15 protein-coding genes and 1 tRNA gene are annotated in these 11,404 nt (G+C 63.1%); 9 read left to right on the top strand and 7 right to left on the bottom strand.

Features of this window, described 5'->3' with window-relative positions:
• Nucleotides 1–41: 41 nt before the first annotated feature.
• The 5 genes from J6595_RS05435 to J6595_RS05415 all read left to right on the top strand — a co-directional run bounded on the left by J6595_RS05435 (nucleotide 42) and on the right by J6595_RS05415 (nucleotide 2,413).
• Nucleotides 42–117: transfer RNA gene (locus tag J6595_RS05435), tRNA-Val, on the top strand.
• Nucleotides 118–404: 287 nt separating this feature from the next.
• Nucleotides 405–1,322 (top strand): glutathione-dependent disulfide-bond oxidoreductase, encoded by a 918-nt coding sequence (gene yghU, locus J6595_RS05430; protein WP_209593452.1) that lies wholly within the window; start codon nucleotides 405–407, stop codon nucleotides 1,320–1,322.
• A 212-nt stretch (nucleotides 1,323–1,534) separates the two neighbouring features.
• Nucleotides 1,535–1,771 (top strand): DUF4160 domain-containing protein, encoded by a 237-nt coding sequence (locus J6595_RS05425; RefSeq protein ID WP_209593451.1) that lies wholly within the window; start codon nucleotides 1,535–1,537, stop codon nucleotides 1,769–1,771.
• Complete coding sequence (locus J6595_RS05420; RefSeq protein ID WP_209593450.1) at nucleotides 1,752–2,036, top strand: DUF2442 domain-containing protein; 285 nt, start codon at nucleotides 1,752–1,754, stop codon at nucleotides 2,034–2,036. The genes J6595_RS05425 and J6595_RS05420 overlap by 20 nt, the downstream gene beginning before the upstream one ends.
• The gene (locus J6595_RS05415; protein WP_209593449.1) at nucleotides 2,036–2,413 is read left to right on the top strand and encodes a hypothetical protein; all 378 of its coding nucleotides are present in this window, start codon (nucleotides 2,036–2,038) and stop codon (nucleotides 2,411–2,413) included. Before J6595_RS05420 ends, J6595_RS05415 begins: the two co-directional genes overlap by 1 nt.
• 439 nt (nucleotides 2,414–2,852) lie before the next feature.
• Here J6595_RS05415 and thrS read toward each other — a convergent pair whose 3' ends face one another.
• The 5 genes from thrS to J6595_RS05390 form a co-directional block, all read right to left on the bottom strand.
• On the bottom strand, nucleotides 2,853–4,859 hold the full coding sequence (gene thrS / locus J6595_RS05410; protein ID WP_209593448.1) for a threonine--tRNA ligase: 2,007 nt from the start codon (nucleotides 4,857–4,859) through the stop codon (nucleotides 2,853–2,855).
• 109 nt (nucleotides 4,860–4,968) lie between these two features.
• On the bottom strand, nucleotides 4,969–5,232 hold the full coding sequence (gene yidD, locus J6595_RS05405; RefSeq protein WP_209593447.1) for a membrane protein insertion efficiency factor YidD: 264 nt from the start codon (nucleotides 5,230–5,232) through the stop codon (nucleotides 4,969–4,971).
• Nucleotides 5,210–5,527, bottom strand: a complete 318-nt coding sequence (locus tag J6595_RS22935; protein ID WP_425342126.1) for a HepT-like ribonuclease domain-containing protein — start codon at nucleotides 5,525–5,527, stop codon at nucleotides 5,210–5,212. Before J6595_RS22935 ends, yidD begins: the two co-directional genes overlap by 23 nt.
• Before the next feature lie 43 nt (nucleotides 5,528–5,570).
• Nucleotides 5,571–5,879, bottom strand: a complete 309-nt coding sequence (locus J6595_RS05395; RefSeq protein ID WP_209593445.1) for a nucleotidyltransferase family protein — start codon at nucleotides 5,877–5,879, stop codon at nucleotides 5,571–5,573.
• Between the two features lie 88 nt (nucleotides 5,880–5,967).
• Nucleotides 5,968–6,414, bottom strand: a complete 447-nt coding sequence (locus J6595_RS05390) for an iron-sulfur cluster assembly scaffold protein (protein ID WP_209593814.1) — start codon at nucleotides 6,412–6,414, stop codon at nucleotides 5,968–5,970.
• A gap of 275 nt (nucleotides 6,415–6,689) precedes the next feature.
• Here J6595_RS05390 and folE point away from each other — a divergent pair, with 275 nt between their 5' ends.
• The 3 genes from folE to J6595_RS05375 all read left to right on the top strand — a co-directional run bounded on the left by folE (nucleotide 6,690) and on the right by J6595_RS05375 (nucleotide 8,849).
• Entirely contained in the window at nucleotides 6,690–7,307 is a 618-nt protein-coding gene (folE, locus tag J6595_RS05385; RefSeq protein WP_209593444.1) for a GTP cyclohydrolase I FolE, read from the top strand.
• Between the two features lie 15 nt (nucleotides 7,308–7,322).
• The gene (hisI, locus tag J6595_RS05380; RefSeq protein ID WP_209593443.1) at nucleotides 7,323–7,748 is read left to right on the top strand and encodes a phosphoribosyl-AMP cyclohydrolase; all 426 of its coding nucleotides are present in this window, start codon (nucleotides 7,323–7,325) and stop codon (nucleotides 7,746–7,748) included.
• Nucleotides 7,749–7,853: 105 nt separating this feature from the next.
• Nucleotides 7,854–8,849 carry a patatin-like phospholipase family protein gene (locus tag J6595_RS05375; protein WP_209593442.1) on the top strand — a complete coding sequence of 332 codons (996 nt, stop codon included), beginning with the start codon at nucleotides 7,854–7,856 and terminating at the stop codon, nucleotides 8,847–8,849.
• Between the two features lie 85 nt (nucleotides 8,850–8,934).
• Here the strand turns inward: J6595_RS05375 and J6595_RS05370 are convergent, their stop codons facing one another.
• On the bottom strand, nucleotides 8,935–9,366 hold the full coding sequence (locus J6595_RS05370) for a CBS domain-containing protein (RefSeq protein WP_209593441.1): 432 nt from the start codon (nucleotides 9,364–9,366) through the stop codon (nucleotides 8,935–8,937).
• 103 nt (nucleotides 9,367–9,469) lie between these two features.
• Nucleotides 9,470–10,216, bottom strand: coding sequence for a rhomboid family intramembrane serine protease (locus J6595_RS05365; protein ID WP_342453100.1), 747 nt, complete (start codon nucleotides 10,214–10,216; stop codon nucleotides 9,470–9,472).
• Nucleotides 10,217–10,793: 577 nt separating this feature from the next.
• Here J6595_RS05365 and J6595_RS05360 point away from each other — a divergent pair.
• Nucleotides 10,794–11,393: a PilZ domain-containing protein gene (locus J6595_RS05360; RefSeq protein WP_245197649.1), complete on the top strand. Its 600-nt coding sequence runs from the start codon at nucleotides 10,794–10,796 to the stop codon at nucleotides 11,391–11,393.
• Nucleotides 11,394–11,404: the final 11 nt, after the last annotated feature.

The following is an 11,404-nucleotide window of genomic DNA, read 5'->3' as shown; positions in this document are numbered from 1 at the left end:
GGCTTGACGCCGATAGCCGGAACCCCCTATGGCACAGGCAGGGGCGGTTAGCTCAGCTGGTAGAGCGCCTCGTTTACACCGAGGATGTCGGGAGTTCGAGCCTCTCACCGCCCACCATTCTTGCCTCACACCGAACATTGGCTAAGCCGCAGCCGTTCCGGCTCCGGGATCACGCGCGCGCCTTCGATGCCCGCTCTGGCCAATGCGAGGTGAAAGCAGCCTGTCCTCTTAGGGCGCCTTGCCGGACATGGCGCTGCGCATCGGGACGGTGTCGACGATCGTTTGGATGAAGAACGGTCCGTTGCGTCTCGCAATCGCGGGTCGGGTCGATATGTTCATGGCCAGGACGCGGGCGCGAACCCGCGTTGCCAATCTCAGTTTTTCGAACCAAAAGGCCGTTTTCCATGAGTGACGAGACCAAGTTCCCTCCCGAGAACAATCTGCCCGCCGGCTATGTGCCGCCCAAGGTCTGGACCTGGGAGCCCGGCAATGGCGGCGCTTTCGCCGCGATAAACCGGCCGACCGCAGGTGCGCGCGAGGACAAGGAGCTGCCGGTCGGCAAGCATCCGCTGCAGCTCTATTCGCTGGGCACGCCCAACGGCGTCAAGGTGACGATCATGCTGGAGGAGCTGCTCGCGGCGGGGCATTCGGAGGCCGAATACGACGCCTGGCTGATTCGCATCAACGAGGGCGCCCAGTTCGGCTCGGGCTTCGTTTCGGTTAATCCGAACTCGAAGATCCCGGCGATGATGGATCACAAGCCGAAGGACGGCGGCGCGCCGATCCGGCTGTTCGAATCCGGCTCGATCATGGTCTATCTCGCCGACAAGTTCGGGGCGTTTCTGCCGACAGATGCTCGTGCGCGGGCCGAGGCGATGAACTGGCTGTTCTGGCAGATGGGCTCGGCGCCCTTCCTCGGCGGCGGCTTCGGGCATTTCTATGCCTATGCGCCGATCAAGATCCAGTACGCGATCGACCGCTACGCCATGGAAGTGAAGCGCCAGCTCGACGTGCTCGACAAGCAGCTGAAGGACAACGAATATATCGCGGGCAGTGAATACACCCTCGCCGACATGGCGATCTGGCCCTGGTACGGCCGCATCGCGGCGGGCGAGGCCTATGGCGACGCCGGCACGTTCCTCGCCGTCGAGGAATACGAGAACGTCCAGCGCTGGCGCAAGATGATCGGCGAGCGCCCGGGCGCAAAGCGCGGCTCGATGGTCAACTCGGTGAGCGGCGATCCCTCGACGCAGCTGCGCGAGCGCCACGATGCGAGCGACTTCGAGACGAAGACCGAAGACAAGATCGAGGGCGGCAGCTGAGCCGTACCAGCCTCGGCTGCCAGCCGGTTCGAAGCCTCGGCGGTTCGGCGTCCTCGGGAGTCATCCCGGGGACGCAGAACCGCACGACGTCCGCCCGTTGCCAAAGGTTTGCAGATTGGATCAACGATGCGATCATAGGATCATCAAGACAAATACGTCGAATTCCCTGCAGATCGGCTGTTCGGCGAACGGGACGACATGAGGTCGATGAAGTGCCCACGGTGCTCCATTGGAAAGGCCACCGCTTTCTGTTCTATTCGAAGGAAATCGGAGAACCGCCGCATATCCATATCCTTAAGGATGGAAAGCAGCTGAAGGTGTGGTTGAAGGATATGCGTCTTGCTCGAAACGCGGGTTTCTCTGCTCGCGAAGTCAATGCGATCATGAAGATCGTCGCGAAAAATAATGACAGCTTCCTGGAGGCCTGGAATGACCATTTTGGAAATTGACGATCGCCACCTGGCGGTCGCAGACGTCGCTGTCACCGCTGATAGCATCGTCTTTACGATGGTCGATGGTCGGAAGATAGAAGCCCCGCTGTGGTGGTACCCGCGGCTCGATGCAGCGAGCATCGAGCAGCGGCAGGATTGGAAGATCCTGCCATTCGGTGATGCAGTTGGCTGGGAGGCCATTGACGAATATATCAGCGCTAAAGCTCTGATCGCCGGAGGCGCAGTTCCCGGAGCGACGCCCCCCAAGGAGGCCGCGGCCTGATGGCAAACCTGCCCGACATAACCAAGCATCGCGGGATACCGTCCGGCCTTCCGGGAACCGGATTCCAGTTCACCGTGCGGCGCGCCAATCCCAAGGGCGCGACGAAGATCATCGAGCGCAAGCGCTTCTCCGATCGCACCCCGACGGAAAAGCTCGCCGACGCGGCCTTTCTCCACGCGCTGTGGCATCGTTTCGGCGCCGAGCCCTTCGAGCGCGGGAATCTCGACGCGGGGCGCCTCTCCTGGCTGTTCAACCGGGAGATCGTGCCGGCCGAAAAGCCGTTCGACCCGGCCTCCTACGAGGCGATGCTGATGATCGACGAGGAGGTGGCCCGCAAGAGCTATCCGCAGGCCTTCGAGGATGTGCTGGAGGTCTGACGTTTAGGGGGCGTAAGAGGTGTACGGCGTTTTGGAGCGAGCACCGCGCAAGACCGTCGACGGCTTTGCTCCATGATCGATGCGAGCGCAGGAGCCGAACGGCTGAGGCGCGGATCGTCGACACGTCGTCATTCTCGGGCCCCGTCCCGAGAATCCACGGGCGGCTGATCTGACGCCGGCCGTCAGGGGTCTTCCAAATAGAAACTGAATGTACCCCACGATCTCTGGATTCTCGGGACGCGGCCGAGAATGACGAACGTCGCGAATCAATGGCGTCTCGAGCGAAGTCTCGGATCCCCAGCGTCTTGAAAACCTGCGCAGCACAATGCGAGGCTTTCAGTCACGGACAGAGCAATTTCCGGGCGCTCTGCCCGCCGCAATGCGGACGCCACGACGCCCGCATTGCCTGGTCTCTTGCACGGAAACCGCCTGGCCAGCCTCAGGCCGCGGCATCCGTGACTTCGCGCTTGCGCTTCAGATCCGGCGGCACCGCTTCGCTGGCGAGCGCCGCAACCGTCGCGTCGAGCGCTCCCGACGTCTGGTCGCGCGAGCCCAGCCGGCGGATGTTGACCGTCTTCTCTTCCGCCTCGCGTTTCCCACAGACGAGCATGACCGGCACCTTGGCCAGCGAATGCTCGCGGACCTTGTAGTTGATCTTTTCGTTCCTGAGATCGACGCTCGCCCTCAGTCCCGCCGCCTTCAGCGCCGCGACGACCTCCATGGCGTAGTCGTCCGCCTCCGAGGTGATGGTCGCGACGACCACCTGTTCGGGCGCGAACCACAGCGGCATGTGGCCGGCGAAGTTCTCGATCAGGATACCGAGGAAACGCTCCATCGAGCCGCAGATCGCCCGGTGGATCATCACCGGCTGCTTCTTCTCGGAGTTCTGATCGATATAGAAGGCGCCGAAGCGCTCCGGCAGGTTGAAGTCGACCTGCGTCGTGCCGCACTGCCATTCGCGGCCGATGGCATCGCGCAAGGTGTATTCGAACTTCGGCCCGTAGAAGGCGCCCTCGCCCGGCAGGATGCCCGTCTTGATCTTGCCGCCGGATTTTTCCGCGATCTCTTCCAGAACCCTGGTCATGATCGCCTCGGCGCGGTCCCAGCTTTCGTCCGAGCCGACGCGCTTTTCGGGCCGGGTGGAGAGCTTCACCACCACCTCGTCGAAGCCGAAATCCTCATAGACCGAGAGGATCAGATCGTTGATCCGGAGACACTCGGCCGCCATCTGCTCCTCGGTGCAGAAGACGTGGGCGTCGTCCTGGGTGAAGCCGCGCACGCGCAGCAGCCCATGCAGCGCGCCCGACGGCTCGTAGCGATGGACGTTGCCGAATTCGGCAAGCCGGATCGGCAGTTCGCGGTAGGACTTCAGGCCATGCTTGAAGATCTGCACGTGGCCCGGGCAGTTCATCGGCTTGATCGCGAAGACCCGGTGATCGGCCTCCTCGTCGTCGGGATGGGTGAAGGCGTGGGCCGACTTCACCGCGAACATGTTCTCCTGATACCAGCCCCAGTGGCCGGAGGTCTCCCAGAGCGACTTGTCGAGGATCTGCGGCGCGTTGACCTCGTCATAGACGCCGTCGAGCCGGCGGCGCATGTAGGCGACGAGGGTCTGGAACATCTTCCAGCCCTTGCCGTGCCAGAAGACGACGCCCGGCCCCTCCTCCTGAAAATGGAAGAGATCCATCTCGCGGCCGAGGCGGCGATGGTCACGCTTTTCGGCCTCCTCCAGCATGTGGAGGTAGTTGGCCAGCTGTTCCTTGGTCGCCCAGGCGGTGCCGTAGATGCGGCTCAGCATCGCGTTGTTGCTGTCCCCCCGCCAATAGGCGCCGGCAACCTTCATCAGCTTGAAGTTCTCGCCGATCTGGCCGGTCGAGGCCATGTGCGGCCCGCGGCACAGATCGAACCACTCACCCTGGGAGTAGATCTTCAGATCCTGCCCCTCGGGGATCGCGTCGACCAGCTCGACCTTGTAGCTCTCGCCCTTGTCGGCAAAGACCTGCCTGGCCTTTTCGCGCGACCAGACGTCCTTTTTGAAAGGCGCATTGCGGCGGATGATCTCGGCCATCTTCTTCTCGATGACCGGCAGGTCCTCGGGCGTGAAGGGCTCGTTCTTGGCAAAGTCGTAATAGAAGCCGTTCTCGATCACCGGGCCGATGGTCACCTGGGTGCCGGGCCAAAGCTCCTGCACCGCTTCCGCCATGACATGGGCCGCGTCGTGACGGATGAGTTCGAGCGCGCGCGGATCGTCGCGGGTGAGGATCTCCAGCTTGCCGGAGTTGGCAACGGGGTCGGCGAGATCGCGCACTTCGCCGTCGACGGCGTAGGCGATCGCCTTCTTGGCGAGCGACTTCGAAATGCCGGCAGCGATCTCCGCGCCGCTCACCGCAGCATCGAAAGAGCGTTCAGATCCGTCGGGAAAAATCAGGGAAACGGCATTGGCCATGGGAATCTCCTGTTCCAGTCCCGCCTACGAGCGCGGGTGGGTGTGACATCGGGTGACAGGAGCCGGCATATATTCGGGAATGCGCGGGCCGACAAGCGCCGACCGGCCGTCAATCCGGCACGTTGTCGATGCCCGACGTTCCGAACGGCCCGCATTTGGCGACGCGCTTCGCCGACAGCCAGCCGCCGCGCAGGAGCCCATGCCGGGCGATCGCCTCATAGGCATATTCGGAACATGTCGGCAGATGCCGGCAATGGCTGCCGACGAGCGGTGAGAATGTCAGCTGATAGAGCCGCACGACGCCGACGCCGATCAGTCTCCCGGGTGTCTTCGGCCAGGGGCCGGTGTAGTTACGCGAGATCTTCGCCGGCATCTGAAAGGATCTTCTCAACGGCGGCGCGAAGTTTCGGCACGTCATGCCTGGCGGCATTCAAGACGATTTCTACGATGGCATCTTCATAGCCGTGAGCCACTCGATTTCTCATCCCGTTGGCGGCCTCGAGCTCGAGCTCTGCGAGTGCGCGCGCGAAGCCAGGAGCCTGATCATGATCCTCCGGCTCACCTCGCCAACCTGTTCCATTGCCTTGGAAAGAGCGAGTTCGTAGACGCGATTCGCCAAGAATAGCGCATCCGGATTGCCCTCGACGAGAACCTCCGCCTCGCGACACCAGCGGCGAAGGGACAACAGATCATCGATCAGGCGCTCCGTCATCATAGCGCGACTGCGCGATTTCCAACACGTTTCAGGAACGACGACGAAAGACCATCCTGGAGGCTGACATGGACGGGAACACCGGCGGCCTCCCGGAGGGCTATCTCGAGGCGAGACAGATCCATCAGGGTCAGGCTGACGGCACCAAGCGCCCCACGCTCGACATCGACCAAAATATCGAGATCGCTCTCCTCGGTATCCTCGCCGCGGGCGACAGAGCCGAAGATGCGCGGGTTGCTCACCGGATAGCGCGACAGGATCTCCCGGATCGTCTCGCGGTGTTTCTCGAGGGCTTCGCTCGGCTTCATGGCTTGAGATCCCCTTTTCCGGCCGACCCCGGTTTATCGCCTGCCTCTTCCATCGCATGGCGAGGCCGCGATGCCCGACGTCGCTTGTTCAGGCCGCCTCGCCGCGCCTCTCAGCCTCGATCTTGTCGAGTGCCTCGACCACCGCGTCGAAAGTCAGCATCGTCGAGGCGTGCCGCGCCTTGTGATCGCGCACAGGTTCCAGATATTTCAGGTCCTCGAAGCGGCCCGCAGGTGGCTCACCGTTTTCCTTCAGCATCGCCCGCATCGTCTCGCGTATGGCGCGCAGCTCCTCCGTCGTCGAGCCCACGATGTGGCTGGCCATCACCGAGGACGAGGCCTGGCCGAGCGCACAGGCCTTCACCTCGTGGGCAAAGTCGGCGACCTTTCCGTCCTCCACCTTCAGGTCGACGGTCACGGTCGAACCGCAAAGCCGGGAATGCGCGGTCGCCGAGGCGTCCGGTTCGGCCAGTCGCCCGATTCGCGGGATGTTGCCGGCAAATCCCAGGATCTTTTCATTATAGACGTCGTCTATCACGGTATCGTTCCTCATACCGACTTTTCATCTCTCGGCCTGTCAATGGGCCGCCTTGCCAATTATATAGGTGCCCGGTCGCCGCTTCGATAGGCTGCCTGTAACCCGTTTGCCGAGCCGACACTCCCGATCGCTTCGGCCCGCCTTCATTCCGCAAGGAACGAGACGACGTGAAGAAGCCAGAGACAGCCGCAGGAGAGGGACGGTCGGGCCATGCCCCGGATCTCCATTCCCTCTGGGTGGCGGCTCGAATTCCGACATTTTCGGAGCGTGAGACTATGGAAGCAGTGGTCAAGAAATTTCCCGAGAAGCCGGAAGGCTCAGACGTTGTCCGCCCGAGCCGCGCGGAGGCCGAGGCGGCCGTCGAGACGCTTCTGCGCTGGATCGGCGAAGATCCTGATCGCGAGGGTCTGAAGGAGACACCCAAGCGCGTTGTCAAGGCCTACGAGGAGCTGTTCGGCGGCTATCGCAGCGAACCGGCCGAAGTGCTCGGCCGGGTGTTCGAGGAGGTCGCCGGCTATAACGACGTGGTGCTCGTCAAGGACATCAAATTCCACAGCCATTGCGAACATCACATGGTGCCGGTGATCGGCAAGGCGCATGTCGCCTATCTTCCCGACGGGCGTGTGCTCGGCCTGTCGAAGATCGCCCGGCTGGTCGATATCTTCGGCAGGCGCCTGCAGACCCAGGAAGCGATGACCGCACAGATCGCCGATGCGCTGATGAAGACGGTGAAACCCCGGGGGATCGCGGTGATCCTCGAGGCGGAGCATCTGTGCATGTCGATGCGCGGGATCCGCAGCCAGGGCTCGTCGACCTTCACCGGAACCTATCGTGGTGTCTTTGCCGACGATGCCGCGCAGCAGGATCGCATCCTGCGGCTTCTCGGGCTCTGAGGCGCAGCAAAACCAATGACCGACGACCCGTTCGATCCGCCCTCCTCCAGCGCGCCGGAGCAGGAAGAAGGGCAGACATTGCGTCCTCGTTTCGATGCGAACGGCCTTGTCACGGCCGTTGCGACCGATCATGCGAGCGGCGATTTGCTGATGGTCGCCCACATGAACGCCGAGGCGCTCGATCGCACGCTGGCGAGTGGCTACGCCCACTACTGGTCGCGGTCGCGCAAAGCGCTGTGGAAGAAGGGCGAATCTTCGGGCGCGTTGCAGCTCGTCAAGGAAATCCGGGTCGATTGCGATCAGGACGCCGTGTGGTTGAAGGTGGAATGCCAGAAGCGCGAGGACACCTGCCATACGGGCCGCACGACCTGCTTTTATCGAACGGTTCGCTCTGACGACCGATCGCTGGAAACGGTCGTTCCACGGCATCAAGCGTCTTGAGACGACCAAAGCCGGTTGCAATCGTAAGGCCTTCGATCTTTAACAGGATGGTCAAGAGTTCGGGCTAGGCTCATTGAACTGAACGACCGGAACCGGAGGGCAGCCATGCTCGAGCGTGTCTTCGGTTGGCGCGAAGAACCGAGCGGCCAACCGCAGCTGTCGCAGAGCCCCGCTCTGACGCAGCCGAAACCTTCGGCCGGCATCGCCTTGGCCCTCGGCGGCGGTGCAGCGCGGGGCTGGGCCCATATCGGCGTCCTCAGGGCGCTGGATGAAGGCCAGGTCCCGATTTCGATGATTGCCGGCACGTCCATCGGCGCGCTGGTCGGGGGCTGCTATCTGGCCGGCAAGCTTTCCGAGCTCGAGGATTTTGCGCGCTCGCTGACCCGGCGCGGCCTGATCCGCTATCTCGACTTCAGGATCGGCGGCTCCGGCCTGATCGGCGGGTTGAGGCTCTCCCGGCGACTGACGGAGGCCCTGTCGGATACGAAGATCGAAGATCTCAGTCGGCCGCTCATCTGCGTTGCGACGGATGCCCAGACCGGCCACGAAGTCTGGCTCGATTCCGGCTCGCTCGTCCTTGCCATGCGGGCATCCTATGCGCTGCCCGGCGTCTTCGAGCCGGTGATATGCGGCGGCCGCCGCCTGATGGACGGCGCGCTGGTCAATCCCGTACCGGCCAATGTCTGCCGCGTCTTCGAACAGCAGAACGTCATGGCCGTCAACCTGCACTACGACCTCTTCGGCCGCGCCGCCGTCCTCAGAATGCGGGCGAGCGACGACCAGGCGGATGGCGCCCAGGCCTTTCAGGGAGTCTCGCCGCCCGACGACGAGCGCGATTTCGCGGCCCAGCGGCGCAAGAAGCTCGGCCTGACCCGCACGATGGTCGACGCGTTCAACATCATCCAGGATCGCATCTCGCGGGCACGCCTTGCCGGAGATCCGCCGGATCTTTCGCTGCAGCCGCGCGTGCGCGACATCGGCCTATGGGAGTTCTTCCGCGCAGCCGAGGCGATCGAGATCGGCTACAGCGCCACCAAGAGCCGCATGTCGGAAATCCAGCGCATGGCGGAGAACCACCAGGCCGAGACGCTGCGAGCATAAACGCGGGCTATCGTGCCGGGCTGCGGGCGGCTGTCACGGCCGCCCTGAAGTTCGGCGACAGATCTCGTCTCGCCTGCAAGACATCTCAGCCGGCGGCAATATATTCACGCATCTGTTCGGCTTCGCGTTCGGCTTCCTCGATCTTGGCCTTCACGACGTCGCCGATCGAGATGATACCCGCGAGCCGATCATCCTCGTAGACGGGCAAATGGCGGAAGCGTCCGCGGGTCATCACCCCAAGCACATCCTCGATCGGGGTGGAGCTCGTGCAGGTCTGCACCTTGGCCGTCATCGCCTCGCCGATCGGCTTGTCCAGAATCTCCGCACCGGATTTCGCCAGCACCCGAACGACGTCGCGCTCGGAGACGATGCCGGCGACACGCCCGTCCTCGTCGAGGAGGACGATCGCGCCGATGCGCCGCTCGGCGAGCAGCCTGACCACCTCCGCCAGCGACACGTCCGGTCGCAGGGTAAAGACGTCCGAACCCTTGGCCTTCAGAATATGTCCGACATTCATGCTTGCCTCCCGTTTCTCCCAAATAAGGAAAGGTGAGACAATGCGAGCAAGACGGCAAGTCCCCGTCTGGCTCACGCGCAATTCTGCCGCGTCTTGCAGCGTGTCAACGGCGAGTTCGCAAGCCGTCGAACAGCGGCAGGCAGAAGAATCCGAAGACGAAGCCGCCGAGATGAGCTTCCCATGCGACCTCGCCGCCTCCGCCCAGGGCGCCACCGACACCGGAGCCGACGAAGAAGTTGGTGACGAAGAAGGCGATGACGAAGACGAGGACCGTCCGGTCTGCCAGCGCCTCGCGGACGGACATCACCGGGTGCCAGCGATTTGCGGAAAAGCCCCGGAAGGAGGAGGTCCTGACGAAGGCGAAGCGGCAGGCGCCGCCCATCAGCGCGGAGACCGTCCCCGAGGCACCGATGACCGGGGCGTCGAGACCGGCATTGACGAGATAGAAGGCGGCCGCGCCGGCGACCGTTCCAACGGCACAGAACGCCAGAAACCGCGATGTGCCGAGACGTCGCGCCACCGGCGTTCCGAACGCCAGAAGCCAGACCGTGTTGACGCCGAAATGGGTCCAGCTGCCATGCAGGAAACCGTAGGTCAGCGGTGACCAGAGATCGGCGCCCAGGGGCCGGACGAGACAAAGGTCGTCGGCGGAGCCGTAGCAGCTCGGAATGAAGGCGAAGTCGAACACGAAACGTGCCGAAGCGACATCCCCGAGGATCAGCGTGCGATAGGCGTGGACCGCGCCCATGATCGCGACGAGGACCAGGATGACACCGGGAACGTTGAAAGCGGGCGGGGGACGAACCGACGCTTCGGGTCGCGGTTCGTTCGGAACGTGCTGCTCGGACACGAAATCTCCATCACCGTTTGGGATGCCCGGTCGCCCGACACGGAAAGACGCCGCCAGCATCCGGTGCCTCGGCAGGGAGGCGGCCTTCAATTGGCATATCCGCCGGCGCGATGGAACGGCGCCGTCGATCATGGGCGAGATTGATCGGTGCAGGGATAGCCCGATCCGGCGATTTTCAGCCCGACCATTTACGTTAAAATATTCGCAAGGAGGGGCCGATCCCGGCAATCGGCCTAGCCGCAACGGCTGATATTGCGTCAAGAAAAAACCGCCTGTCCGGGGGACAGGCGGTTGAAAAGTTTGCCCGCTCCCGCCAGGAGCGAGAAAAAAGCTGCGCTACGAAGACCGGAAATGTCCTCGAAACGGTGGTAACGTCGCCGTGTTGGCCCCGCAATCAATTCTCTGAAATTTCGTTAACGTTTCAAAGTCTCGCTATTTTGCCGCACCCGTGGCCGTGGTCCGCCCCCCAACCCTGGCGTGTTTCCACGATTTCTTAACCCTCGCTGAGTAATGTTTTTGCGACTCACACCGGTGGCAGTTGGTCGCAGTTGATAGGGGCGAGCGGATCGCGATGAACATGATGGCTCAACCTTCTCGCCCCGAACCGACCGACCGTCGCCGCTTCAGCCGCGTGAAACTCGATCTGCTTGGCCGGTTCATGCTGGAAAGCTTCGACGAGTTCCCCTGCCGGGTGGAAAACATGTCGCCGGGCGGCATCTCCGTCGCAACGCCTGTCGAGCCACGCGCGGGCGAGCGCATTATTTTCTACATCGACCACATCGGACGGCTCGAAGGAAAGGTTGCCCGCCTTTATCCCGGCGGATTTGCCGTCGACCTCGTCAATACCGAGCGCAAACGCGAAAAACTGGCATCGCGGCTGACATGGTTCGCCAATCGCGGCGAACTCGACCTGCCCGAAGACCGTCGTCATCAGCGCCTGACGCCGACCGAACGTCGGGTCGAGATCGTTCTCGACGATGGCCGGCGCTACGAGGTCAAGATCATCGATCTGTCGCTGTCCGGCGCGGCGGTGAGCTGCCAGGTGCGCCCGGCCCTGAGTTCGAGGATCACCCTCGGCATGATGCAGGGCCGCGTCGTGCGTCATCTCGAAGACGGCTTCGCCATCGAGTTTTCCTCGGTCCAGACCGAGCAGTCGCTGGAAAAACTCCTGGTCTGATCGCTCACTTC

The sequence above is a fragment of the Jiella mangrovi genome, from assembly GCF_017815135.1.
Classification (GTDB): Bacteria; Pseudomonadota; Alphaproteobacteria; order Rhizobiales; family Rhizobiaceae; genus Jiella; species Jiella mangrovi.
The sequence above is the reverse complement of the archived record's forward strand: the minus strand, read 5'-3'. Positions and strand labels throughout refer to the sequence as shown.

Excerpts from the sequence above, each read along its gene's own strand:
- thrS (WP_209593448.1), bottom strand. The coding sequence starts at position 4,859 with ATGGCCAATGCCGTTTCCCTGATTTTTCCCGACGGATCTGAACGCTCT.
- folE (WP_209593444.1), top strand. The coding sequence starts at position 6,690 with ATGGAAGCAGTGGTCAAGAAATTTCCCGAGAAGCCGGAAGGCTCAGAC.
- J6595_RS05370 (WP_209593441.1), bottom strand. The coding sequence starts at position 9,366 with ATGAATGTCGGACATATTCTGAAGGCCAAGGGTTCGGACGTCTTTACC.
- yghU (WP_209593452.1), top strand. The coding sequence starts at position 405 with ATGAGTGACGAGACCAAGTTCCCTCCCGAGAACAATCTGCCCGCCGGC.
- J6595_RS05395 (WP_209593445.1), bottom strand. The coding sequence starts at position 5,879 with ATGAAGCCGAGCGAAGCCCTCGAGAAACACCGCGAGACGATCCGGGAG.
- J6595_RS05375 (WP_209593442.1), top strand. The coding sequence starts at position 7,854 with ATGCTCGAGCGTGTCTTCGGTTGGCGCGAAGAACCGAGCGGCCAACCG.
- yidD (WP_209593447.1), bottom strand. The coding sequence starts at position 5,232 with ATGCCGGCGAAGATCTCGCGTAACTACACCGGCCCCTGGCCGAAGACA.
- J6595_RS05420 (WP_209593450.1), top strand. The coding sequence starts at position 1,752 with ATGACCATTTTGGAAATTGACGATCGCCACCTGGCGGTCGCAGACGTC.
- J6595_RS05415 (WP_209593449.1), top strand. The coding sequence starts at position 2,036 with ATGGCAAACCTGCCCGACATAACCAAGCATCGCGGGATACCGTCCGGC.
- hisI (WP_209593443.1), top strand. The coding sequence starts at position 7,323 with ATGACCGACGACCCGTTCGATCCGCCCTCCTCCAGCGCGCCGGAGCAG.
- J6595_RS05360 (WP_245197649.1), top strand. The coding sequence starts at position 10,794 with ATGATGGCTCAACCTTCTCGCCCCGAACCGACCGACCGTCGCCGCTTC.